The 21,483-nt window shown below is 67.6% G+C and carries 21 protein-coding genes; 18 read left to right on the top strand and 3 right to left on the bottom strand.

Annotated features, from left to right (window positions below; genetic code table 11):
• The gene (locus tag AC1RB9_RS20455) at window positions 1–498 is read right to left on the bottom strand and encodes a DUF6231 family protein (protein ID WP_003082006.1); all 498 of its coding nucleotides are present in this window, start codon (window positions 496–498) and stop codon (window positions 1–3) included.
• A 130-nt stretch (window positions 499–628) separates the two neighbouring features.
• Between AC1RB9_RS20455 and AC1RB9_RS20450 the strand changes: the two genes are divergently transcribed.
• The 3 genes from AC1RB9_RS20450 (at window position 629) to AC1RB9_RS20440 (ending at window position 2,478) form a co-directional block, all read left to right on the top strand.
• Window positions 629–1,261 carry an OmpA family protein gene (locus AC1RB9_RS20450; RefSeq protein WP_003082015.1) on the top strand — a complete coding sequence of 211 codons (633 nt, stop codon included), beginning with the start codon at window positions 629–631 and terminating at the stop codon, window positions 1,259–1,261.
• A gap of 115 nt (window positions 1,262–1,376) precedes the next feature.
• Window positions 1,377–1,676, top strand: coding sequence for a DUF1145 domain-containing protein (locus tag AC1RB9_RS20445; protein WP_003082018.1), 300 nt, complete (start codon window positions 1,377–1,379; stop codon window positions 1,674–1,676).
• Window positions 1,669–2,478, top strand: a complete 810-nt coding sequence (locus tag AC1RB9_RS20440) for a hypothetical protein (protein ID WP_003082021.1) — start codon at window positions 1,669–1,671, stop codon at window positions 2,476–2,478. The genes AC1RB9_RS20445 and AC1RB9_RS20440 overlap by 8 nt, the downstream gene beginning before the upstream one ends.
• Before the next feature lie 38 nt (window positions 2,479–2,516).
• Here AC1RB9_RS20440 and AC1RB9_RS20435 read toward each other — a convergent pair whose 3' ends face one another.
• Window positions 2,517–2,981: a CopD family protein gene (locus AC1RB9_RS20435; protein WP_003082024.1), complete on the bottom strand. Its 465-nt coding sequence runs from the start codon at window positions 2,979–2,981 to the stop codon at window positions 2,517–2,519.
• Window positions 2,982–3,110: 129 nt separating this feature from the next.
• Between AC1RB9_RS20435 and dinG the strand changes: the two genes are divergently transcribed.
• The 8 genes from dinG to AC1RB9_RS20395 all read left to right on the top strand — a co-directional run bounded on the left by dinG (window position 3,111) and on the right by AC1RB9_RS20395 (window position 14,519).
• Entirely contained in the window at window positions 3,111–5,255 is a 2,145-nt protein-coding gene (gene dinG, locus AC1RB9_RS20430; protein WP_003449010.1) for an ATP-dependent DNA helicase DinG, read from the top strand.
• A gap of 78 nt (window positions 5,256–5,333) precedes the next feature.
• On the top strand, window positions 5,334–7,607 hold the full coding sequence (locus tag AC1RB9_RS20425; RefSeq protein ID WP_050585141.1) for a beta-agarase: 2,274 nt from the start codon (window positions 5,334–5,336) through the stop codon (window positions 7,605–7,607).
• Window positions 7,608–7,716: 109 nt separating this feature from the next.
• A complete protein-coding gene (locus AC1RB9_RS20420; protein ID WP_003163128.1) occupies window positions 7,717–8,862 on the top strand; it encodes a serine hydrolase domain-containing protein in 1,146 nt (381 codons plus the stop codon).
• A 205-nt stretch (window positions 8,863–9,067) separates the two neighbouring features.
• Window positions 9,068–9,949 carry an OmpA family protein gene (locus AC1RB9_RS20415; protein ID WP_003082037.1) on the top strand — a complete coding sequence of 294 codons (882 nt, stop codon included), beginning with the start codon at window positions 9,068–9,070 and terminating at the stop codon, window positions 9,947–9,949.
• A 98-nt stretch (window positions 9,950–10,047) separates the two neighbouring features.
• On the top strand, window positions 10,048–10,695 hold the full coding sequence (gene pdxH, locus AC1RB9_RS20410; protein ID WP_003112518.1) for a pyridoxamine 5'-phosphate oxidase: 648 nt from the start codon (window positions 10,048–10,050) through the stop codon (window positions 10,693–10,695).
• Window positions 10,696–10,702: 7 nt separating this feature from the next.
• Window positions 10,703–11,815: a CdaR family transcriptional regulator gene (locus AC1RB9_RS20405; protein WP_003112517.1), complete on the top strand. Its 1,113-nt coding sequence runs from the start codon at window positions 10,703–10,705 to the stop codon at window positions 11,813–11,815.
• 158 nt (window positions 11,816–11,973) lie between these two features.
• The gene (locus tag AC1RB9_RS20400; protein WP_003086363.1) at window positions 11,974–13,332 is read left to right on the top strand and encodes a GntP family permease; all 1,359 of its coding nucleotides are present in this window, start codon (window positions 11,974–11,976) and stop codon (window positions 13,330–13,332) included.
• A gap of 41 nt (window positions 13,333–13,373) precedes the next feature.
• A complete protein-coding gene (locus AC1RB9_RS20395; protein WP_003082051.1) occupies window positions 13,374–14,519 on the top strand; it encodes a glycerate kinase in 1,146 nt (381 codons plus the stop codon).
• On the opposite strand, the gene AC1RB9_RS20390 is transcribed toward AC1RB9_RS20395, so the two are convergent.
• Window positions 14,498–14,740, bottom strand: a complete 243-nt coding sequence (locus AC1RB9_RS20390; RefSeq protein ID WP_003082053.1) for a hypothetical protein — start codon at window positions 14,738–14,740, stop codon at window positions 14,498–14,500. The two genes, AC1RB9_RS20395 and AC1RB9_RS20390, sit on opposite strands and share 22 nt — an antisense overlap.
• 187 nt (window positions 14,741–14,927) lie before the next feature.
• Here AC1RB9_RS20390 and AC1RB9_RS20385 point away from each other — a divergent pair, with 187 nt between their 5' ends.
• The 7 genes from AC1RB9_RS20385 (at window position 14,928) to AC1RB9_RS20355 (ending at window position 21,475) form a co-directional block, all read left to right on the top strand.
• Window positions 14,928–15,392 carry an outer membrane lipoprotein gene (locus tag AC1RB9_RS20385; protein WP_003082056.1) on the top strand — a complete coding sequence of 155 codons (465 nt, stop codon included), beginning with the start codon at window positions 14,928–14,930 and terminating at the stop codon, window positions 15,390–15,392.
• A gap of 328 nt (window positions 15,393–15,720) precedes the next feature.
• Window positions 15,721–18,522 carry a monovalent cation/H+ antiporter subunit A gene (locus tag AC1RB9_RS20380; RefSeq protein ID WP_003082059.1) on the top strand — a complete coding sequence of 934 codons (2,802 nt, stop codon included), beginning with the start codon at window positions 15,721–15,723 and terminating at the stop codon, window positions 18,520–18,522.
• On the top strand, window positions 18,522–18,860 hold the full coding sequence (locus AC1RB9_RS20375) for a Na+/H+ antiporter subunit C (RefSeq protein WP_003082068.1): 339 nt from the start codon (window positions 18,522–18,524) through the stop codon (window positions 18,858–18,860). Before AC1RB9_RS20380 ends, AC1RB9_RS20375 begins: the two co-directional genes overlap by 1 nt.
• Window positions 18,857–20,356 (top strand): monovalent cation/H+ antiporter subunit D, encoded by a 1,500-nt coding sequence (locus tag AC1RB9_RS20370; protein ID WP_003082071.1) that lies wholly within the window; start codon window positions 18,857–18,859, stop codon window positions 20,354–20,356. Before AC1RB9_RS20375 ends, AC1RB9_RS20370 begins: the two co-directional genes overlap by 4 nt.
• Window positions 20,353–20,877, top strand: a complete 525-nt coding sequence (locus AC1RB9_RS20365; protein ID WP_003082074.1) for a Na+/H+ antiporter subunit E — start codon at window positions 20,353–20,355, stop codon at window positions 20,875–20,877. Before AC1RB9_RS20370 ends, AC1RB9_RS20365 begins: the two co-directional genes overlap by 4 nt.
• On the top strand, window positions 20,862–21,131 hold the full coding sequence (locus AC1RB9_RS20360) for a K+/H+ antiporter subunit F (RefSeq protein WP_003082079.1): 270 nt from the start codon (window positions 20,862–20,864) through the stop codon (window positions 21,129–21,131). Before AC1RB9_RS20365 ends, AC1RB9_RS20360 begins: the two co-directional genes overlap by 16 nt.
• Window positions 21,128–21,475 carry a Na+/H+ antiporter subunit G gene (locus tag AC1RB9_RS20355; RefSeq protein WP_003082083.1) on the top strand — a complete coding sequence of 116 codons (348 nt, stop codon included), beginning with the start codon at window positions 21,128–21,130 and terminating at the stop codon, window positions 21,473–21,475. The genes AC1RB9_RS20360 and AC1RB9_RS20355 overlap by 4 nt, the downstream gene beginning before the upstream one ends.
• Window positions 21,476–21,483 lie beyond the last annotated feature (8 nt).

The following is a 21,483-nucleotide window of genomic DNA, read 5'->3' as shown; positions in this document are numbered from 1 at the left end:
TTACCACCAGTACTTGCCGAAGTTTTCCGGGTTGGCCCAGAACTTGGCGTTCAGCCAATCGGGGACCTGCTTGTATTCGTGCAGGTCGTAGGTGTACAGGGTCAGCGTCTGGCCTTCGCGCTGGAAGCGTTCGCTGTTCTGCATGGCGAGGGCGAAGAAGTCGGTTTCCTGCCAGTTGCTGGCCTCGAGGTCGACCAGTACGGCGACCCGGCTGGCGTTCAGGTTGCGCACGCCCGCGAGCAACTGCAGACCGGTGCGCTGCGGCAGGTGTTCCAGGCAATCGACGAACAGCGCCAGGTCGAAGCGCTGGCCGGCCAGTTCGGCGGGCAATGCCGCCGCCGGGCTGTGCGCCAGTTGGCACTGGGGATGGTTGTGGATGAAGGCCTCCACCGCCGGCAGCCGGCTGGCGCCGACCAGCAGCAAGCGCTTCGGCGCGTAGCGGGCGAGCAACGCGGCCAGGGCCTGCTGCGGGGTGCGGGGAGAAATCGGTTCGCTCATGGGAAAACACTCTCCTGGGATTCGCCAAGACTAGCCTGAAGCGCCTGCATGGCCTAGTGCTGGCGCTTTTTTCGGCTGGGGTCTTTACTCCCTATTTGTCGGTTACAACCGATCCACGAGGAGAGTTCCAATGAGCATCACGAGGACCGCTTTACCCCTGATTCTGGTCAGCGGCTTGCTGACCGGTTGCGCAGGGTTGCAGAAAAGCGACTGGCCGACCTGTGCGGCGGTCGGTGGTGTTACCGGCGCCGGCCTGGGCGCGATCGAAAGCAGCAGCTGGGCCGGCTGGGGCGCCCTGATCGGCGGTGGCGTCGGTGCCGCCTATTGCTGGGTGCACGGTGCCGGCGAACAGGTCGCGCCGCCGCCTCCGCAGCCGGTCGAGGAAGTCGCGCCGCCGCCTCCCGTCGTCAAGGAAGAAACCATTGTCGTGCGCGACCTGCACTTCGCCTTCGATTCGTCGAAGGTGGACGCCGCCGACAGCGAGAAGCTCAACGGCATCGCCGAACGCCTGAAAGGCGAGGCGGCCAGTACGCGCCTGAGTATCACCGGGCATACCGACAGCGTCGGTTCCGATGCCTACAACCAGAAGCTGTCGGAACGGCGCGCGAATGCCGTTGCGAACTATCTGATTGATGCCGGGGTGCCTTCGAGCATCATCGTCGGCGTGCAGGGATTGGGCGAAAGCCAGCCGGTCGCCGACAACAAGACTCGCGAAGGGCGGGCCGAGAATCGCCGGGTGGAAATCCTCATCAAGCGCGAATGACGCAGGCGGCGCGGAGCAGAACGGGGGCGTCGAAGCCCCCGTTTTCGTTCATGGCTGGCGCCGCGGCGGGCTGGCGAGTATGTTCCCCCGCACACGATGTCTTGGGGGGAGTTCCATGAAAGCGTTTCTCGGGCTGGGCAAGCTCGTGACCCTGGTATTCTGGGGCGCGGTGCTGGTCAATCTGCTGCATCCGTTCGCCTATCCGCTGAACTGGCTGTTGTCGATAGCCGGCGGCCTGATCCTGTTGATCCACCTGATCGAGATTCTCGTCCTCGGAGGACGCCTGAAAGCGCGCGCGCATCCCTGGCTGGATCGTCTCCAGGTCTTGCTGTTCGGGGTCTTCCACATGCTTGCGTTGCCGGCGTTGAGCCCGGCCAGCGAGTTACCGCAGGACAAGGAGGACGATCATGCGTAAGGCCATGCTCGGATTGTTCCTGGTCGTTCCCCTGGCCTGGGCTGGCGCCGCGTTTTCGGCCGAGGCGCCGCCGGCACGCCAGCAGGGTATCGGCGGAACCGTGAAGGTGCAGGCGAACTCGGTGATGCGCCTGCCCAAGCGGGCCCAGGAGCTGCGCCTGCGCAGAGTGGAGATCGGCGAGGATGCCGCCCTGCTGATTCCGCTGGAGGTCAGCGTCCTGCGCATCGAGGAACTGCACATGGCGAAGAACGCCCGGATCGGCGTGGCGCCAGGCGAGGAGCGAATCAGCATCGAAGTCGTCAGCGGCCGCCTGGCCGATGGCAGCATCATTTCCGCGCCCGGCGCGACCGGCACCTTCCGGCAAAGCGCCGGTAACGGCCGCGACCTGACCTTGCGCCTGCAGGCGGTGGAGGTGGAAAGCCTGCTGCTGGACGCCCGCGGTGGCGTCGGCGCTCCAGGCTACGATGGCCTGGACGGGGCTTCCGGCAAGGCCTCCGGCTGCCTCTGGGGCAGCGCGCTGAAAGGTGGCGACGGCCAATCCGGAAGCGACGGCGGTCCGGGCGGGGCGGGCGGTCGGATTCGTCTGGAAGTGCCGGGCGATTTTCCTCTGGAGCGCTTGCAAACCCGTCTGCAAGGCGGCGTCGGCGGCGCTGGAGGCAAGGCCGGCAAACCGGGTGCGGCGGATAACGCCACCGGTTGCTGGATCTACTCGGTGGATGCCGGTCGTGCGGGGCGCAGCGGAGAGGACGGCGCGAACGGCACCAACGGCAGCGACGGCAGCCTGGACGTCGTGCGCTTCTGAGGAGAGGCCGGCAGCACGGCTTCCGGCGCCTCGCCGGTTCAGAGGCTCGGGCGTGCCGCTACCAGGGCTATCAGCAACAGGCCGAGGAGCAGGTTGAAGCCGACGGTGCGGCGGATCTTCCCCAGCGCCTGCCCGCCTGCCGGCCAGTCCTGGGCCTGCACCGCGCGGCGCAGTTCCGGCACTTGCAGCGCCTGCACCCGCAGGAACAGTGCCAGCATGGCGACGTAGAGCCCCATCATTACCTGTACGTAGCGCGGCGCGCCGGCGAAACCGTTGAAGCTCAGGTGCAGCATGCCGACGCCGCTGATCGGCAGCAGGATCACCGCAGCCCAGACCCAATGGAAGAAACGGCGGAACACCTCCAGCCACAGGCCCAGGCGGGCTGGGGCCTCCAGCGCGGCGACGGCCGCCGGACGAAGAATCGTCCAGGCGAAGAACATGCCTCCGACCCAGACCAGGGCGGCCAGGACATGCAGGGCGTAGACGAGGGCGTAGGGGGTCATTCGGCGATCTCCGCTGGCGGTTGTGACGAAGCGCGTTATCATAGCCGCCCTGTCGAACCACTGAAAATTTATCCAGCTATGGCGCGCCGGCGGATTCGTCTTCCGCTGCGCGCCGGGCCCAGGAATTCCATGCTCAGCGCCGAACTCAAGTCCCAGATCCAGGGTGCCTACACCCGCTTTCTCGAAGCCAAGGAGCTGAAGCCTCGCTATGGCCAGCGCCTGATGATCGCCGAAGTGGCCAAGGCCCTCGGCGCGATCAAGGAGGACGAGGAGGGGCACCGCGAGGGCGAGCCGGCGGTGGTCGCGGTGGAGGCCGGAACCGGTACCGGCAAGACCGTGGCCTACAGCCTGGCGGCGATCGCCTGCGCCAAGGCCAGTGGCAAGCGCCTTGTGATAGCCACCGCGACCGTCGCCCTGCAGGAGCAGATCGTCCACAAGGATCTTCCCGACCTGCTGCGCAACAGCGGGCTGGCCTTCAGCTTCGCCCTGGCCAAGGGCCGCGGGCGCTACCTGTGCCTGTCCAAGCTCGACGTGCTGCTGCAGGAAGGCCAGGCGCAGAGCGCGACGGCGCAACTGTTCGCCGACGACGGTTTCAACATCGATGTCGACGAGACCAGCAGCAAGCTGTTCAACCAGATGATCGAACGCCTGGCCGGCAACCGCTGGGACGGCGACCGCGACAGCTGGCCGGAGGCGATCGACGACGCGCATTGGGCGCAGCTCACCACCGATCACAGCCAGTGCACCAACCGACATTGCCCGAACTTCCAGCAGTGCGCCTTCTACAAGGCGCGCGAAGGGATGACCAAGGTCGACGTGATCGTCACCAACCACGACCTGGTCCTGGCTGACCTGGCCCTGGGCGGCGGCGCCATCCTGCCCGATCCGCGCGAGACCCTCTACGTGTTCGACGAGGGCCATCACCTGCCGGACAAGGCGATTGGCCATTTCGCCCATTTCACCCGCCTGCGCGCTACCGCCGACTGGCTGGAGCAGGTCGCCAAGAACCTCACCAAGCTGCTCGCCCAGCACCCGCTGCCGGGCGACCTCGGCCGCCTGATCGAACAGGTGCCGGAGCTGGCCCGGGAGATCAAGACCCAGCAGCAGTTCATGTTCACCGCCTGCGAAGAGATCGGCGATTTCCGCGCCGGCGAGGACATGGAAGGTCGCGAGCGGCCGCGTCACCGTTTCGTCGGCGGGGTGGTCCCCGAGCATATCCGCGAGATGGGCATCGAGCTGAAGAAAGGCTTCTCCAAGCTGACCGACCTGTTCACCCGCCTCACCGATATCCTCAAGGAGGCGATGGACGGCGAAGGCGCCGGCGGCATCGCCAGCCACCAGGCGGAGGAGTGGTACCCGCTGTTCGGTAGTCTTTTGGCGCGCGCCCAGGGCAACTGGGAACTGTGGACCGCCTTCACCTGCGAGGACCCGCAGGACAGCCCGCCGATGGCGCGCTGGCTGACCCTCGCCGAGAGCGGCAGCTTCTACGACATCGAAGCCAACGCCAGCCCGATCCTCGCCGCCGAGACCCTGCGCCGCAACCTGTGGAACGTCGCCTATGGCGTGCTGGTGACCTCGGCGACCCTGACCGCGTTGGGCACCTTCGACCGCTACCGCATGCGCGCGGGCCTGCCGCGCAACGCGGTCACCGCGGTGGTGCCGAGCCCCTTCCACCATGCCGAGGCCGGGGTATTGCGGGTCCCCGACCTCAAGGCGGATCCGCGCAACGCCGCCGAGCACACCGCGGCGATCATTCGCGAGCTGCCGGAACTGGTGAAGGGCGCGCGCGGCAGCCTGGTGCTGTTCTCCTCGCGCAAGCAGATGCAGGAAGTCTTCGACGGTCTCGACCGCGACTGGCGCAAGCGGGTGTTCATCCAGGGCAACCTGTCCAAGCAGGAAACCCTGAACAAGCACAAGTCGCGAGTCGACGACGGCGAGGACAGCGTGCTCTTCGGCCTCGCCAGTTTCGCCGAAGGCGTGGACCTGCCGGGGGCCTATTGCGAACACGTGGTGATCGCCAAGATTCCCTTCGCGGTACCCGACGACCCGGTGGAGGCGGCGCTGGCCGAGTGGATCGAGGCGCGCGGCGGCAATCCGTTCATGGAGATCGCCGTGCCAGACGCCTCGCTGCGGTTGGTCCAGGCCTGCGGGCGGCTGCTGCGCACCGAGCAGGACCGCGGCACCATCACCCTGCTGGACCGCCGCGTGGTCACCCAGCGCTACGGCAAGGCTATCCTCAATGCATTGCCGCCGTTCCGCCGGGAAATCGCCTGACGCGCTGGCCTGCGCGGGAGGGCGCCAGCCTTCACGTCCGAGCCGCATCAGGAATTCTCGGCATTTGCCCAGGCCGGGATGGAGTTAAGGAAAACAGGCTTCATGATCCGTTCGCGTTGGCATCTTCCCCTGCTTCTCGGCCTGCTCGCGGTGGCCACGCCGCTGGTGGCGAGCGACATCCAGCAGGTACTGTTCAACTTCGTCAAGCCAATGGCCGTGGTCGGCATCACCCTTGAGGATGCCGACCTGCCCAGCGCGACGGCGGAGGCCACCCCGGAGGGCGACATTCTCCGTCGCGTCACCTTCAGCCCGGCGCAACGGCCCACCTTGCGCATGAGTCCGGCGCTGGGCCGTTGGGACTGGTCCGCAGCGGACTACGTGAGCCTGCGCATCCAGAACGCGATGAGCTGGGACATGACCCTGGAGGTCGCGATCGAGGGCGAGCAGGGCGCGCCGGGGCTGCAGGCATCCATCGAGCTACCGGCAGGCCCGCCGCAGACCCTGCTGGTGCCGTTGCGGGCGGTTTCGCCAGAGGCTCTGGGCATGCGTGCGGGGCCGCCGATGCCACAGATGGTCGAAGGCCAGCGGGTGCTGCTGGCGCCACGCGTGGAGGGCTCGCTGGACCGCGCCAGGGTCGGAGCGCTGAGCCTGTCCCTGCGCTCGCCGCAAGCTCCCCAGAGTATCCTGCTCGGACGTTTCGGCATACGCACAGGGAGGGCGGTGGAGCGGAGCATCCTGACCGGCCTGATCGATCGCTATGGCCAGTACAGCCGCGCCGACTGGCCGGAAAAGATTCGTTCCGACGAACAGTTGCGCAGCGCCTATGCGGCCGAGGCCGCACAGCTCCGCGACTGGGAACGGCAGACACCGGCGCGCGACCGTTTCGGCGGCCTGCTGGGTGGGCCGGTGTTCGAAGCCAGCGGTTTCTTCCGCACGGAAAAACGTGGCGGGCGCTGGTGGCTGGTTACTCCGGAAGGACATCCGTTCTGGTCGCTGGGCGTTAATGCGGTGACCGCCGACGGCAGCCGGACCTACGTCGAAGGACGCGAGCCGATGTTCGCCGAACTGCCGGCGGAGGGTGAGCCGCTGGCCGCATTCTTCGGTGAGGGCGACGACCGCCGCGGCGTCGCCGCGCAGGCCGGGCGGCGCTTCGGGCATGGCCGCTGGTTCGATTTCCTCGGTGCCAATCGCCAGCGCATCGCTCCCCAGGCGAGTGCTGACCAGCTCGCCGGCGAATGGCGCCAGCGCACCCTGGAGCGCCTCTCGGCATGGGGTTTCAACAGCCTCGGCAACTGGAGCGATCCGGCGCTCGCCGCACAGGCGCGGATGCCCTACAGCCTGCCGCTGTCGATCGCCGGCGACTACGCCACGGTCAGCAGCGGTTTCGACTGGTGGGGAGCCATGCCCGATCCCTTCGACCCGCGCTTCGCCATGGCCGCCGAGCGCGTCATCGCCATCGCTGCTCGCGACCACCGCGACGATCCCTGGCTGCTCGGCTACTACGCCGACAACGAACTGGCCTGGGCCGGGCGCGACGGCTCGGCCCAGGCGCGCTACGGCCTCGCTTTCGGAGCCTTGACGCTGTCCATGGACAGTCCGGCGAAGCGCGCCTTCGTCAAGCAATTGAAAGCCAAGTACCTGGGCCATGAGGCATTGGCCGAGGCCTGGGGCATCGAGCTGGCCGCCTGGGAGGCCCTGGAGGCGCCGGGCTACGCGGCTCCGCTGCCGGGCGAGGGGCATCCGGCCATCGCTGAGGACTACAGCGCCTTCCTCCGGCTGTATGCCGACGCTTACTTCAAGACCCTGCGCGACGCCCTGCAATGGCACGCACCGAACCACCTCCTGCTCGGCGGCCGCTTCGCCGTCAGCACTCCCGAGGCGATCACCTCCTGCGCCCGGTATTGCGACCTGCTCAGTTTCAACCTCTATACGCCGTTGCCCGGGCAGGGCCTGGACGACTCCCTGCTGGCGCGGCTGGACAAGCCGGTGCTGATCAGCGAGTTCCACTTCGGCTCGCGGGATCGCGGTCCGTTCTGGGGTGGTGTCAGCGAGGCGGCCAATGAGCGGGCGCGCGGCGACTCCTACCGAACGTTCCTGGAGGCGGCGCTGAAGAGTCCGTATATCGTCGGCGCCCACTGGTTCCAGTACCTCGACCAACCGGCCAGCGGGCGTCTGCTGGACGGCGAGAACGGCCATATCGGCCTGGTCGGGATCACGGGCTTGCCGTTCGCCGGCTTCGTCGACACGGTGCGCCGAAGCAACCTTGCCGCCCTGTCGCGACTGTCGGCGATGGCCAGGTCCATGCCTGCCGTCGAGCCTCCGCCGCCGCGCGAGGATTCAGCCGGTTCATGAGCGCGCATTCACCGCCGCCCGCTTGCGGCGAACCCCTCTTATGTCAGGGTTCACAAGGCCGCCGAGGGCTGGAAGAATGCCCCGACCACTTTCCCACCGGAACTTGCCCATGACGCCCCAAGGCCACTGTGACAGCCGTTTCGCCCCGCTTGCCGAGGCCTTCGCCCGGCTTTTCGACAATCCGCAGGAGCGCGGCGCGGCGTTGTGCCTGGAGGTCGGTGGCGAGACGGTGGTCGACCTCTGGGGCGGCGTCGCGGACAAGGACGGCGAGCAGCCCTGGCAGCGCGACACCATCCTCAATCTGTTCTCCTGCACCAAGACCTTCACCGCCGTTGCCGTGCTGCAACTGGTGGCCGAGGGCAAGCTCGAACTGGACGCGCCGGTGGCACGCTACTGGCCCGAGTTCGCCGCGGCCGGCAAGGCAGCGATCAGCGTGCGCCAGTTGCTCTGCCATCGCGCCGGCCTACCGGCGCTGCGCGAGCAGATGCCGCCCGAGGCACTCTACGACTGGCAGGCGATGACCACGGCACTGGCCGCCGAGGAGCCCTGGTGGACGCCTGGCGAAGCGCACGGCTATGCACCGATTACCTATGGCTGGCTGCTCGGCGAGGTGATCCGCCGGGTCGACGGCCGCGAGCCGGGCGAGGCCATCGTGGCGCGCACCGCGGCACCGCTGGGCCTGGATTTCCATGTCGGCCTGGACGACAGCCAGTTCGGCCGCGTCGCCCACATGGCACGGAGCAAGGGCAGCCTCGGCGACGCTGCCGCCCAGCGCATGCTGAAGACCATGATGAGCGAGCCATTGGCGCTGACCACCCGTGCCTTCACCAATCCGCCGTCGATCCTCACCAGCACCAACAAGCCGGAATGGCGACGCATGCAGCAGCCGGCCGCCAATGGCCATGGCAACGCGCGCGCGCTCGCCGGCTTCTATAGCGGCCTGTTGCAGGGACGTTTGCTGGAAGATGAACTGCTGGGCCAGTTGGCCCACGAACACGCGGTAGGCGAGGATCGGACCTTGCTGACCCGGACCCGCTTCGGCCTCGGCACCATGCTCGACCAACCGGGCGTGGCCAATGCGACCTACGGACTCGGCCCCAAGGCCTTCGGCCACCCTGGGGCGGGTGGCTCGATCGGCTTCGCCGATCCCGAGCGCGACCTGGCTTTTTCCTTTGTCAGCAACGCCTTGGGGCCGTATGTGCTGATGGATCCGCGGGCGCAGCAGCTGGCGCGTGTCGCGGGGGAGTGTCTGTAATCCGTTGGTTAACTTTTAACCGCTTGTCGGCTCGACGCTAAATTTCATTGCCAAATAATGGCTTAGCGACACAATCTAAAGCGTCGTATGAGATAGGGCGTTGCCGGGGCAGTGGATTGACTCCGGCATCGCTGCGATGTGACCGGCGGTTGAGCCGAATGTTCCATCGGGCTCGCCTTCTTTCACTTCCAACGGACCCCGACGTATGAAACTGCTTAAGACCTCGACGCTTCTTCTCTGCATGACCGCCTCCGGCTGCAGCTATTTCCAGACCCAGGACGCTTCCTCGCAGCCAGCCAAGGCTCCGGCCGAGCAGGCTTCCAGCCATTCATGGTGGCCGTTCGGCAAGGACGACGGACAGACCGTCGCCAAGCAGGCCACGGAACAGAAGGCCGAAGCCGAGCATGTCGGCTCCAGCCACTGGTGGTGGCCGTTCGGCAAGGACGAAGGCGGTCGGGACGTAGCCGCCAAGGCTGCGGAGCAGAAGGCCGAGATCGCCGCGGCGAAGAAAGAAGTCGCCGCCGCAGCCGAGCCGAAGGCCGCCAACCCCTGGTGGTGGCCGTTCGGCGCCAGCTCGGCGAGCAAGGCGTCGGGCAAGCCGGCACTGGTCCAGCAGAAGGTCACCAAGGAGTGGCTGGATGCCCATGAGAAAGCCCTGCGCGAAGCGATCGCCGGTAGCGAGTTCACCCTCGAACGCCGCGACAACGCATTGATCGTCATCGCCCCCGCCGACTACTCGTTCAATCCCAAGCGCCACACCATGCTGATGCCGATCACCCTCAACCCGCTGGGCAAGGTCGCCAAGATGGCCCAGGCCGATCCGCAGAGCGGTATCCTGGTACTCGGCCATACCGACAGCACCGGCAGCAAGGCGGTCAACGACAAGCTGAGCTTCGAGCGTGCCCAGTCGGTGGCGGCGATCTTCCGCCTCAGCGGCCTGAAAGGCGACCAATTGCGCCTGAAGGGGGTCGGTTCCGACATGCCGCGCGCGGACAACGCCAGCGCCGCCGGCCGCGCCCAGAACCGTCGCGTCGAAGTGCTCTATACCCAGCGCGCCAGCCTGCTGTCCCTGGCCCAGGGCAACTGAGCCGAACCGGGGCAGGGCGCTTGGCGCCATTGTCCCGGATCAAGCGCGAGGCGGAGTCTGCGGTTAAGCTATGGCGCATTTCCCCCTGGAGATGCGCCATGACCCAGTCCCTGGCCGATATGCGCCGCGAGTACACCCGCGATGGCCTCAGCGAGGCCAACGCCCCTAGCGATCCCTTCAGCCTGTTCCGCCAGTGGTTCGACGACGCGGTGAAGACCGAGCGCCTGCCGGTCGAACCCAACGCCATGACCCTGGCCACCGTCGACGCCGACGGCTATCCGCATTGCCGTATCCTCCTGCTCAAGGGCCTCGACGAGCGCGGCTTCACCTTCTTCACCAACTACGAAAGCGCCAAGGGCCGGCAACTGGCGGCCAATCCGCGGGCGGCCATGACCTTCTTCTGGCCGGCGCTGGAGCGCCAGGTGCGCATCGAAGGCAGCGTCGAGAAGGTCACTCCCGAGGAATCCGACGCCTACTACCAGGTGCGTCCGCTGGGCAGTCGCCTGGGCGCCTGGGCCTCGCCGCAGAGCCGGGTCATCGCCGATCGCGCCGAGCTGGAACGGCTGCTCGCGGACACCGAGCGGCGTTTCGCCGACCAGCCGCCGAGCTGTCCCGAGCACTGGGGCGGCTACCGTCTCCTGCCGCAGCGCATCGAGTTCTGGCAGGGGCGGCCGAGCCGCCTGCACGACCGTCTCGACTATCGACGCCAGGACGGCGGCTGGCTGCGCGAACGCCTGGCGCCCTGAATCCTCCATGTTCGAACTGGATTCGACGCTGGCGCAGCACATCGTCGATCGGGCGATGGCGATCCTGCCGCACAACATCAATGTGATGGATGCCCAGGGCATGATCATCGGCAGCGGCGATCCATCGCGCCTGCATACCCGCCACGAAGGGGCGCAACTGGTGCTGGCCAACCGGCGGGTGGTGGAAATCGACGAGCAGGCCGCCGCCTGCCTGCGCGGGGTGCGGCCAGGGGTGAACCTGCCGTTGCTGCACGCCGAGCGGCTGGTCGGCGTGCTCGGCATCACCGGCGCGCCGGAGGTGGTCCGGCCCTATGCCGAGCTGGTGCGGATGGCAGCGGAAATGCTCATGGAACAGCGCCAGATGCAGGACGAGCGACACTGGCAACGCCAGCGTCACGAAGCCTGGCTGCGCCAGTTGCTCGATCCCGGCCACGGCCTCGGGGCGCTGGCGGCCGATGCCGAACACCTGGGGCTGGCCATGCACTGGCCGCGCCAGGCGGTCTTCCTGGAGCTGCCCGAGCATGCCGATCCGCTGCCTTGCCAGGCTCGCCTGCTGGCGGCACTCGGCGGCCGGGCGGAACACTGGAGCGCGGCGCTGGGCGAGCGCCTGGTGTTCTGGTGCCGGCCGGTAGCCCACGCAGATACGCTCGAGCACTGGCTGGAGCGCGCCGACGCGCGCGGCTGGGGCGTGGCGCGCCTGTGTGCCGGCGACCCGGCGCATGACCTGGCCGAGCTGCGCGCCTCGGCCTGCGCCGCGCGCGACCTGCTGGACTATGCGCGCAGCCGGTTGCCCGGTCGGCGGGTCGTGACCCTGGACGGACACCGCCTCGCCAGCCTGCTGTTCAGCCAGCGCGACAGTTGGCAGGTGCGGCAGCTGCTGGCGCCCTTGCAGCGGTTGCTCGACCACGATCCGCAAGGTTCGCTGGCCGCTACCCTGGAGTCCTGGTGCGCCCATGACGGGCACGCCCAGGCCTGTGCCCAGGCGCTGGGAATCCATCGCAACAGCCTGCGCTACCGACTGGAGCGCATCGCTTCGATCAGCGGGCTCGATCTCGCTCGCCTGGAGCACCGCCAGCAATTGTTGCTGGGGCTGCAATTGCTCGTTCCGCGCCGCGGGTAACGGGCGATCAATCGATTCACTGTGCAGTCGCACAAAATGTTCCCCTTCCAGCGCCGTCTTCCTCTGGCCGTTGCACAAGGCGTGTCCGGTCCCGACGGAGCGAAAATGACCCGCCCCTGGGCGCCCATCCCACACCCATAACAACAAGGAGGCGGCTCATGACCCTGGTCCTGATCCTGCTGGCGTTGATCGCCTTTATCGTCCTGTCCACCACGCGACTCAAGCTGCACCCGTTCCTCGCCCTGCTGGCGGCCGCGCTGATCGCCGGCTTCGCCTACCAGGTACCCACGGCGGAAATCGTCAAGACCGTTACCGGCGGCTTCGGCAGCATCCTCGGCTACATCGGCATCGTCATCGTGCTCGGCACCATCATCGGGGTGATCCTCGAGCGCAGCGGTGCGGCGATCACCATGGCGGAAAGCGTGATCCGCCTGCTCGGCGAACGCTTCCCGACCCTGACCATGTCGATCATCGGCTACCTGGTGTCGATCCCGGTGTTCTGCGATTCCGGCTTCGTCATCCTCAACTCGCTGAAGAACGCCCTGGCGGCGCGGATGAAGATATCCACCATCGCCATGAGCGTGGCCCTGGCCACCGGTCTCTACGCCACCCACACCTTCGTGCCGCCGACCCCGGGACCGATCGCCGCGGCCGGCAACCTCGGCCTGGACGCCAGCCTTGGCCTGGTGATCGTGGTCGGCCTGGTGGTCGCCTTCGTCACCGCGATGGCCGGCATGTGGTGGGCCAATCGCTTCGTCGGCAAGGACATTCCCCTGGTCGACGACGGCCAGGTCGTCCAGACCGAAGAGGATTTCAGCGAGCTGCGTGCCCGCTACGGCAAGCTGCCCAGCGCGACCCAGGCGTTCGCGCCGATCTTCGTACCGATCCTGTTGATCTGCCTTGGCTCGGTCGCGGTATTCCCGAGCAAGCCGCTGGGCGAGGGCGTACTGTTCGCCTGCCTGAACTTCCTTGGTCAACCGGTGATCGCCCTGCTGGTCGGCCTGGCCCTGGCCTGCACCCTGCTCAAGGGCCAGAGCAAGCGCGAGGAATTCCATGAGCGCGTGGTGGAAGGCATCCAGTCGGCCGCGCCGATCCTGCTGATCACCGGCGCCGGCGGCGCCTTCGGTGCGATGCTGAAGATCACTCCGCTCGGCGACTACCTGGGCAGCACCCTGTCCGCGTTGGGCATCGGCCTGTTCATGCCGTTCGTGGTGGCGGCCGCGCTGAAGACCGCGCAGGGCTCGACCACCGTGGCGCTGGTCACCACCTCGGCGCTGGTCGCTCCGCTGCTGCCGCAGCTCGGCCTGGACAGCGAGATGGGCCGGGTGCTGACGGTCATGGCGATCGGTGCCGGAGCGATGACGGTGTCCCACGCCAATGACAGCTTCTTCTGGGTGGTCACACAGTTCAGCCGCATGACCGTATCCACTGCCTATCGCGCCCAGACCCTGGCGACCCTGGTCCAGGGTATCGCCGGTATGCTCGCGGTATGGCTGCTCAGCCTTGTGCTGCTCTGATTGAAGCGGGGCCGGGGACTCCCGGCCCTGCGAGGTGACTGATGAAAATCGTGATTGCTCCTGATTCGTTCAAGGAAAGCCTGTCCGCGCCCGACGTCGCCGAGGCTATCGCCCGCGGCTGGCGGCGAGTCTTCCCGCAGGCCGAGGTGTTGCTGCGGCCACTGGCGGACGGCGGCGAAGGCACGGTCGATGCGGTACTCGCCGCCACCGCCGGCGAACGTCGCGAATGCCGTGTCGAAGGCCCGCTCGGTGAGCCGACCCTGGCGCACTGGGGCTGGCTGGACGACGCCACCGCAGTGATCGAAATGGCTTCCGCCAGCGGCTTGCACCTGGTCCCGCGCGACCGCCGCGACGCCACGCGCAGCAGCAGCCGTGGCACTGGCGAGCTGATCCGTGCGGCGCTGGACGCCGGGGCGCGGAAGATTATCCTCGGCCTCGGCGGCAGCGCTACCAACGATGCCGGCGCCGGCCTGCTGGGCGCGCTCGGCGTGCGTTTCCTGGCTGCCGACGGCGAGGAACTGGCGCCCGGCGGCGCCGCGCTGGCTGGCCTGCACAGTCTCGACCTGGGCGGGCTGGATCCGCGCCTGGTGGATGTCGCGGTGGAAGTCGCCGCAGACGTCGACAACCCGCTATGCGGGCCGCGCGGCGCGTCGGCGGTGTTCGGTCCGCAGAAGGGCGCCAGCGCCGAACAGGTGGCGCAACTGGATGCCGCCCTGGCGCACTTCGCCAAGGTGGTCGCGGCGACCCTTGGCGAGGACTTCAGCCGGGTGCCGGGCGTCGGCGCCGCCGGCGGCCTGGGTTTCGCCGCGAGGGCATTCCTCCGCGCGCGTTTCCGCCCAGGCATCGAACTGGTGGCGGAGCTGGCCGGGCTGGCCGATGCGCTGGTCGGTGCCGACCTGGTGCTGACCGGCGAGGGCCGTCTGGATGCGCAGAGCCTGCACGGCAAGACCCCGGTGGGCGTGGCGCGGATCGCGCGCCAGGCCGGCGTTCCCGTGGTAGCCCTGGCCGGCAGCCTGGGCGACGGCTACCAGCGCCTGCACGACGCCGGCATCGATGCGGCGTTCAGCCTGGCGCCGGGACCGATCAGCCTGGAGCAGGCCTGTGCCGGAGCGGCGGCGGAACTGGAGGCGCGCGCCGAGCAGATCGCCCGGCTCTGGCGCCTGGCTCAGGCTTCGCGGGAAGGGTAGTCGGCGGCGGCGCGCTCCAGCCAGGCCGGCAGGTCGCGCCGCTTCACCTTGCTGGCCTTGGCCTCGGCCAGTCGCTGTAACAGATAGTCACGCTTTTGCGGGTCGTCGCCGGCGAATGACAGCGCCAGGTCGCGGTCCATCCAGCGGCGGATGCGCCAGTAGATCCACCAGTGGAAATACAGGCCGGCGGCGGTGGTGACGACGATGATGAAATAGTCCATGGCTGTTCCTTCTGCGGGCGCTCACCCTAGCCGATGGGTCCCGCCGATGAAAGCGGGAGGGTTCGGTCGAAACTGAACGAACCTGTACCATTGCTGAATCGATTCGATTATCTCGCGCCGGCCAGGTGACAGGAGCGGCTGCGGGAGAGTCTAATATTCGTCAGTTATCCCTTTCGGAGATGCCGTTATGCGCAAGTCTGCCTTGATCGTTGCTTCCTTCACCGCCATGGCCCTGGCTCTTGGCGGCTGCCAATCCAGCCTCACCGGCGATACCTACAGCCGTGAGGAAGCCCGTACCGTGCAGACTGTACGCATGGGCACCATCCAGGCCTTGCGCCCGGTCAAGATCGAAGGCACCAAGACCCCGATCGGTTCCATCGCCGGTGCCGGCGTCGGCGGTGTCGCCGGCAGCGCGGTGGGCGGCGGCAAGGGCAGCTACGTCGCGGCCATCATCGGCGCGGTCGCTGGCGGCCTGCTGGGCGCGGCTACCGAAGAAGGCCTGACGCGCACCCAGGGCGTCGAGATCACCGTGCGCGAAGACGACGGCAGCACCCGCGCCTATGTCCAGCAGGTCGACCAGGGCCAGATCTTCCGCGTCGGCGAGCGCGTGCGCATCCTGACCGTCAACGGCACCAGCCGCGTCGCCCACTGATTCTTCCCACGTTATCCCGCGGCCGGCATTTCGCCGGCCGTTTTCGTTGTAGCGCCGAACCACTGCCGGCGTTGTCTTGCTAAGCTTCAAGTCGTTGCCGCTGCAGAGTTTTTTTCGGCTTTCCGGCAGTCGGAACGCCTGAATTTTGTAATAATTCAATCCATGACGTTCGTTCGATAGATTGCGATAATCGTAGTTCCGTCGCGCCGCGCCTGCCGGTGGCCGATGGGGCTTCGAGCTGCTGGCGATCCGGCCGCGCACCGACAACCGCGGGGAAGCACCGCCGGCCAGGCATGCCGGGGGCTCCGCCATCGAAGAGGAGTAGCCCATGATTCTGGCGCTGATCATCGCGCTGCCGTTCATGGGGGCGTTGTTGCCCCTGCTTGCCGAGCGTGGCGGCCGCACCTTGTGCGCGGCGTCCGCCGGCGTGGCGCCGCTGATCGGCCTGATCCTGTTGCTCGGGCAGCGCGGCACGGTGTTCGCCGGGCAGACCCTGACCGCCAGCTATTCCTGGCTGCCGGAAATCGGCATCAACCTCAGCCTGCGCCTGGACGGCCTCGGTTTCCTCTTCGCCCTGCTGATCCTCGGCATCGGCCTGCTGGTGATCCTCTACGCCCGCTACTACCTCTCCGAACAGGAGCCGATGGGGCGTTTCTTCGCTTTCCTGCTGCTGTTCATGGGCTCCATGCTCGGCGTGGTGCTCGCGGAAAATCTCTTGCTGATGATGCTCTTCTGGGAGCTGACCAGCCTGTCCTCGTTCCTGCTCATCGGCTTCTGGGGCAGCCGTTCCGACGCCCGCAAGGGTGCGAGGATGGCCCTGACCGTTACCGGAGGGGGCGGCCTGGCGCTGCTGGCCGGGGTGCTGCTGCTCGGCCACATCGCCGGCAGCTTCGAACTCACCGAGGTCCTCGCGGCTGGCGAGCTGATCCGCGCCCACGCCCTGTATCCGCTGGTGCTGATACTGATCCTGCTCGGCGTGTTCACCAAGTCGGCGCAGTTTCCCTTCCATTTCTGGCTGCCCCACGCGATGGCGGCGCCGACCCCGGTTTCCGCGTACCTGCACTCGGCGACCATGGTCAAGGCCGGCGTATTCCTGCTGGCCCGGCTGTATCCGGCGCTGGCCGGCACCGAGTGGTTCTTCTACCTGGTCAGCCTGAGCGGCCTGGTGACGCTGTTGCTGGGGGCCGGCATGGCACTGTTCCAGCATGACCTGAAGGGGCTGCTGGCCTACTCGACGATCAGCCACCTGGGCTTGATCACCCTGCTGTTCGGCCTCGACTCCCCGCTGTCGAACGTCGCCGCGGTGTTCCACATCATCAACCACGCGACCTTCAAGGCCTCGCTGTTCATGGCCGCCGGGATCATCGACCACGAGACCGGCAGCCGCGACATGCGCCTGATCAACGGGATGTGGAAGTACCTGCCGCATACCGCGGTGCTGGCCATCGTCGCCTCCCTGGCGATGGCCGGGGTGCCGCTGCTGAACGGCTTCCTCAGCAAGGAGATGTTCTTCGGCGAAACCCTCAGCCAGAACCTGCTGGGCAGCTTCAACTGGCTGGTGCCGGCGGTGGCGACCCTGGCCGGCGTGTTCTCGGTGGCCTATTCGCTGCGTTTCATCCACGACGTGTTCTTCAACGGCGAGCCGGCCCGGTTGCCGAAGTTCCCGCCCCACGAGCCGCCGCGCTACATGAAGGTACCGGTGGAGATCCTGGTGTTCCTCTGCCTGTTGGTCGGCATGCTGCCGGCCTACACCGTGGCGCCGCTGCTGGCCGCCGCCGCCAGTGCCAGCCTTGGCGGGCAACTGCCGGAATACAGCCTGGCGATCTGGCACGGTTTCAACCTGCCATTGCTGATGAGCGTGGTGGCGCTGGTTGGCGGTGTGCTGGTCTATGTCCTGCGCAAGCCGCTGTTCAACTGGTACGCCGGGTTACCGGAGGTGGACGCCAAGCTGGTCTTCGAGCAGCAGGTGCAACGTGTGGTGGCCCTGGCCGCGCGCCTGACCGCCTGGCTGGAGAACGGGTCGCTGCAGCGCTACCTGGCCTGGCTGCTGGGCGCGGCGCTGGTCGTGGTGGCGGTCGAGCTGGCACCGCTGGCGAGGCTGACCGGCTCGCGCGGCCTGACCCCGCTGGACGGTATCACCGCCCTGGGCATGCTGGTGCTGGCCTTCAGCGGCCTGGCCACGGCGCTGTTCCATCGTATGCGCCTGGTCGCGCTATTGATCCTCAGCGTCGCCGGCCTGCTGGTGGCCCTGGCCTTCGCTCGCTTCTCGGCCCCGGACCTGGCGCTGACCCAGTTGTCGGTGGAAGTGGTGACCATGGTCCTGCTGATGCTGGCGCTGTATTTCCTGCCCTCGCGCACTCCGGCGGAGTCCTCCAGCCTGCGCGGCTTGCGCGACGTGGCGCTGGCCGGCGGGGTCGGCATGCTGGTGGCGCTGCTGGCCTACGCGGTGCTGACCCGGCCCTACGAGAGCATCGCCGGATTCTTCGTCGAGAACAGCGTCTCCGGGGGCGGCGGCTACAACGTGGTCAACGTCATCCTGGTGGACTTCCGTGGTTTCGATACCCTCGGCGAGATCAGCGTGCTGGCGATCGCCGGCGTCGGCATCTACGCGATGCTCGCCGGTTTCGCCCTGCACAAGCCGACCTGCGACCCGCAGGGTCGCAACTGGGCCCACGCCAAGCACCCGCTGATCCTGGAAACCCTGTCGCGGGTGCTGCTGCCGCTGGCGTTGCTGATCTCGGTGTTCATCTTCCTGCGCGGCCACAACCTGCCGGGCGGAGGTTTCATCGCCGGCCTGGTGACTGCCATCGCCCTGGTGCTGCAATACATCGCCAGCGGCTCGCAGTGGGTCGAGCAGCGCCTGCCGCTGAACTATGCGGCCATGGCTGGCGCCGGAGTGCTGATCGCCGGGCTCACCGGGCTCGGCAGCTGGCTGTTCGGCTATCCGTTCCTGACTTCCGCGTTCGGCCACTTCGAGTTGCCGCTGATCGGCGAGATCGAGCTGGCCACGGCGATGCTGTTCGACCTCGGCGTGTACCTCACCGTGGTCGGTGCCGCGCTGCTGATCCTGTCCTACCTCGGCAAGCTCAGCCTGATGCCTGAACCCGTCGCACAAGAGGAGGCGCTCTGATGGAAGCCCTGTTCGCCATCACCCTCGGCCTGCTCACCGCCAGCGGCGTCTACCTGCTGCTGCGGGCGAGGACTTTCCCGGTGGTGCTCGGTCTCACGCTGATCTCCTACGCGGTCAACCTGTTCCTGTTCGCCATGGGCCGGCTCGGCGGCAGCGTCGCGGTGATCGGCACTCCCGGGGAGTATGGTGATCCGTTGCCGCAGGCGCTGGTGCTGACCGCCATCGTCATCGGCTTCGCCATGACCGCCTTTGTCGTGGTCCTGGCCCTGCGTGGCCTCGGTGACCTCGGCAGCGACCACGTAGATGGCCGTCCGGACGAGGAGGAGCCGCGCCCATGAGCCATTGGCTGATCCTGCCGATCCTGCTCCCCCTGTTTGCCGGCAGCCTGCTGCTGTTGCCGCTGGCCGAGCGCTGGCAGCGCGGCCTGTCGTTGCTCGCGGCGCTGGCACTGATCCCCCTGAGCCTGCTGCTGATACGTACGGCCGCCAGCGGCGACCTGAGCGTCTATGCCCTGGGCAACTGGGCCGCGCCGTTCGGCATCGTGCTCATGCTCGATCGTCTCGCCGCCCTGATGCTGCTGGCCACGGCGGTGCTCGGCAGCGCCGCGCTGATCTACGCGCTGCGTGGCGACGACCGCCTGGGCAAGCATTTCCACGCGTTGTTCCAGTTCCAGCTGCTCGGTATCAACGGCGCCTTCCTGACCGGCGACCTGTTCAACCTGTTCGTGTTCTTCGAGATACTCCTGATCGCCTCCTACGCGTTGCTCCTGCATGGCGGCGGCGCGGAGCGGGTACGCTCGGGCTTGCACTACGTGATCCTAAACCTGGTCGGCTCGGCGTTCTTCCTGATCGCCGTGGGTACCCTGTATGGCCTCACCGGCACCCTGAACATGGCCGACATGGCGCAGAAGATCGCCATGGCAGATGCCGAGCGCGCGCCGCTGCTGGCGGCAGCCGGGCTCCTGCTGCTGGTGGTGTTCGCCCTGAAGGCGGCGCTGTTGCCGCTGTACTTCTGGCTGCCGCGCGCCTATGCCGCGGCCAGCGCGCCGGTGGCGGCGCTGTTCGCGATCATGACCAAGGTCGGCATCTACTCGATCCTGCGGGTCTACACGCTGGTCTTCGGCGATGCCGCCGGCGAGCTGGCCAACCTGGCGCAGGCCTGGCTCTGGCCGCTGGCCCTGGCGACCCTCGGCCTGGGCGCGATCGGTGCCTTGGCGGCGCGGACCCTGCAAGGCCTGCTGGCCTACCTGGTGGTGGTCTCCGCCGGAACCCTCCTGGCTGGCGTGGCGTTGGGCAGCGAGCGGGCGCTGGCGGCGTCGCTGTACTACCTGCTGCACAGTACCTGGATCGCCGGTGGCCTGTTCCTGCTCGCCGACCTGGTCGCCCGCCAGCGCGGCGACAAGGCCGGCGACCTGGTCCAGGGCCCGGCGTTGCAGAATCCTCGGTTGCTCGGCGGGGCTTTCTTCATCGGCGCCATCGCCGTTGCCGGTCTGCCGCCATTGTCGGGGTTCTTCGGCAAGGTCATGCTTTTGCAGTCGGTCGCTCCCGGCAGCCAGGCGCTGGCCCTATGGAGCGTGGTACTGGGCAGCGGCCTGGTGGCGCTGGTGGCGTTGAGCCGGGCCGGCAGCACGCTGTTCTGGCGCACCGGGCATACCGTGCTCGGTAGCGCCGAACTGGACCACGGCCGCTTGTTCGCCTGCATCCTGTTGCTCTCCGCCGGCCCGTTGCTGGTGTTCGCCGCGAAGCCGCTGCTGGCCTACGTCCAGGCCACCGCGGCGCAGTTGCACGACCTCGACCTGTATCGCCAGATCATCACCCGCGGAGGTGCCGCATGATCAGCCGTTCGTTGCCGCGTCCGCTTCTTCGCGTACTGCCTCATCCCGTGCTTAGTGTCCTGCTGTTGCTGGTCTGGTTGCTGCTGGTGGATTCCTTCGCCATCGGCCACTGGCTGCTCGGCGCCTTCCTCGGCGTGTGCATTCCGCTGCTGACCAACCGCCTGCTGGTCGGGCGCAGCCAGGAGTGGCATCCGTTGCTGCTGCTGAAGCTGCTGGCGCTGGTGATGTGGGACATCCTCGTCGCCAACATCCAGGTCGCCCGCCTGACCCTCGGACCGATCGAGCGCTTGCGTCCGGCCTTCGTCGAGGTGCCGATCGAGCTGGAGAACGACCTCGCCATCAGCGTGCTGGTGAGCATCGTCTCGCTGACCCCGGGGTCGGTGTCGTCGGACCTCAGCGACGACCGCAAGACCTTGCTGGTGCACGGCCTCGACGTGCCGGACAAGGCGGCGCTGATCGCCGAGATCAAGCAACGCTACGAAGCGCCGCTGAAGGAGATCTTCCCATGCTCGCTTACGTGATCCCGCTGTGCCTGGCGCTGCTCGGCCTGGCCCTGTTGCTGACCCTGGCGCGCCTGGTCAAGGGGCCGTGCCTGCCGGACCGGGCGCTGGCGCTGGACACCCTCTACGTGAACGCCATCGCGCTGCTGGTGCTGTACGGCATCTGGCGCGACAGCGACCTGTTCTTCGAGGCGGCGCTGCTGATCGCGGTGCTCGGCTTCGTCGGTACGGTGGCGGTGGCCAAATACATGCTGCGCGGAGACATCATCGAATGACTGGCGAACCCCTGAGCCTGTGGCTGGAAATCATCGTCTCGGCGTTCCTCCTGCTGGGCAGCGCCTTCGTCCTGATCGGCGCGATCGGCCTGTACCGCCTGCCGGACTTCTTCATGCGCCTGCACGGGCCGACCAAGGCCACCACCCTCGGGGTCGGCGGGGTGATCGTCGCCTCGCTGATCTATTTCTCCAACCGCCAGGCGGGCATCAGCCTGCATGAGCTGCTGATCAGCCTGTTCCTCTTCATCAGCGCTCCGGTCAGCGCCTACATGCTGGCCAAGGCCGCGGTGCTGCAGCAGTTGCCGCTGGAGAAGAAGACTCGCGGCAAGCCCTGGGAGCAGTGAGGCACGGC

The sequence above is a fragment of the Pseudomonas sp. 20-5 genome (genome assembly GCF_056782835.1).
Note: the sequence above shows the minus strand (reverse complement) of the source record. Positions and strands in the feature narration are given on the sequence as shown.

Coding starts and splice junctions, on each gene's coding strand:
- AC1RB9_RS20385 (WP_003082056.1), top strand. CDS start 14,928: ATGCGCAAGTCTGCCTTGATCGTTGCTTCCTTCACCGCCATGGCCCTG.
- AC1RB9_RS20400 (WP_003086363.1), top strand. CDS start 11,974: ATGACCCTGGTCCTGATCCTGCTGGCGTTGATCGCCTTTATCGTCCTG.
- AC1RB9_RS20355 (WP_003082083.1), top strand. CDS start 21,128: ATGACTGGCGAACCCCTGAGCCTGTGGCTGGAAATCATCGTCTCGGCG.
- AC1RB9_RS20455 (WP_003082006.1), bottom strand. CDS start 498: ATGAGCGAACCGATTTCTCCCCGCACCCCGCAGCAGGCCCTGGCCGCG.
- AC1RB9_RS20370 (WP_003082071.1), top strand. CDS start 18,857: ATGAGCCATTGGCTGATCCTGCCGATCCTGCTCCCCCTGTTTGCCGGC.
- AC1RB9_RS20445 (WP_003082018.1), top strand. CDS start 1,377: ATGAAAGCGTTTCTCGGGCTGGGCAAGCTCGTGACCCTGGTATTCTGG.
- AC1RB9_RS20360 (WP_003082079.1), top strand. CDS start 20,862: ATGCTCGCTTACGTGATCCCGCTGTGCCTGGCGCTGCTCGGCCTGGCC.
- AC1RB9_RS20405 (WP_003112517.1), top strand. CDS start 10,703: ATGTTCGAACTGGATTCGACGCTGGCGCAGCACATCGTCGATCGGGCG.
- AC1RB9_RS20420 (WP_003163128.1), top strand. CDS start 7,717: ATGACGCCCCAAGGCCACTGTGACAGCCGTTTCGCCCCGCTTGCCGAG.
- AC1RB9_RS20440 (WP_003082021.1), top strand. CDS start 1,669: ATGCGTAAGGCCATGCTCGGATTGTTCCTGGTCGTTCCCCTGGCCTGG.
- AC1RB9_RS20415 (WP_003082037.1), top strand. CDS start 9,068: ATGAAACTGCTTAAGACCTCGACGCTTCTTCTCTGCATGACCGCCTCC.
- dinG (WP_003449010.1), top strand. CDS start 3,111: ATGCTCAGCGCCGAACTCAAGTCCCAGATCCAGGGTGCCTACACCCGC.
- AC1RB9_RS20435 (WP_003082024.1), bottom strand. CDS start 2,981: ATGACCCCCTACGCCCTCGTCTACGCCCTGCATGTCCTGGCCGCCCTG.
- AC1RB9_RS20365 (WP_003082074.1), top strand. CDS start 20,353: ATGATCAGCCGTTCGTTGCCGCGTCCGCTTCTTCGCGTACTGCCTCAT.
- AC1RB9_RS20395 (WP_003082051.1), top strand. CDS start 13,374: ATGAAAATCGTGATTGCTCCTGATTCGTTCAAGGAAAGCCTGTCCGCG.
- AC1RB9_RS20425 (WP_050585141.1), top strand. CDS start 5,334: ATGGAGTTAAGGAAAACAGGCTTCATGATCCGTTCGCGTTGGCATCTT.
- AC1RB9_RS20375 (WP_003082068.1), top strand. CDS start 18,522: ATGGAAGCCCTGTTCGCCATCACCCTCGGCCTGCTCACCGCCAGCGGC.
- AC1RB9_RS20390 (WP_003082053.1), bottom strand. CDS start 14,740: ATGGACTATTTCATCATCGTCGTCACCACCGCCGCCGGCCTGTATTTC.
- AC1RB9_RS20450 (WP_003082015.1), top strand. CDS start 629: ATGAGCATCACGAGGACCGCTTTACCCCTGATTCTGGTCAGCGGCTTG.
- AC1RB9_RS20380 (WP_003082059.1), top strand. CDS start 15,721: ATGATTCTGGCGCTGATCATCGCGCTGCCGTTCATGGGGGCGTTGTTG.
- pdxH (WP_003112518.1), top strand. CDS start 10,048: ATGACCCAGTCCCTGGCCGATATGCGCCGCGAGTACACCCGCGATGGC.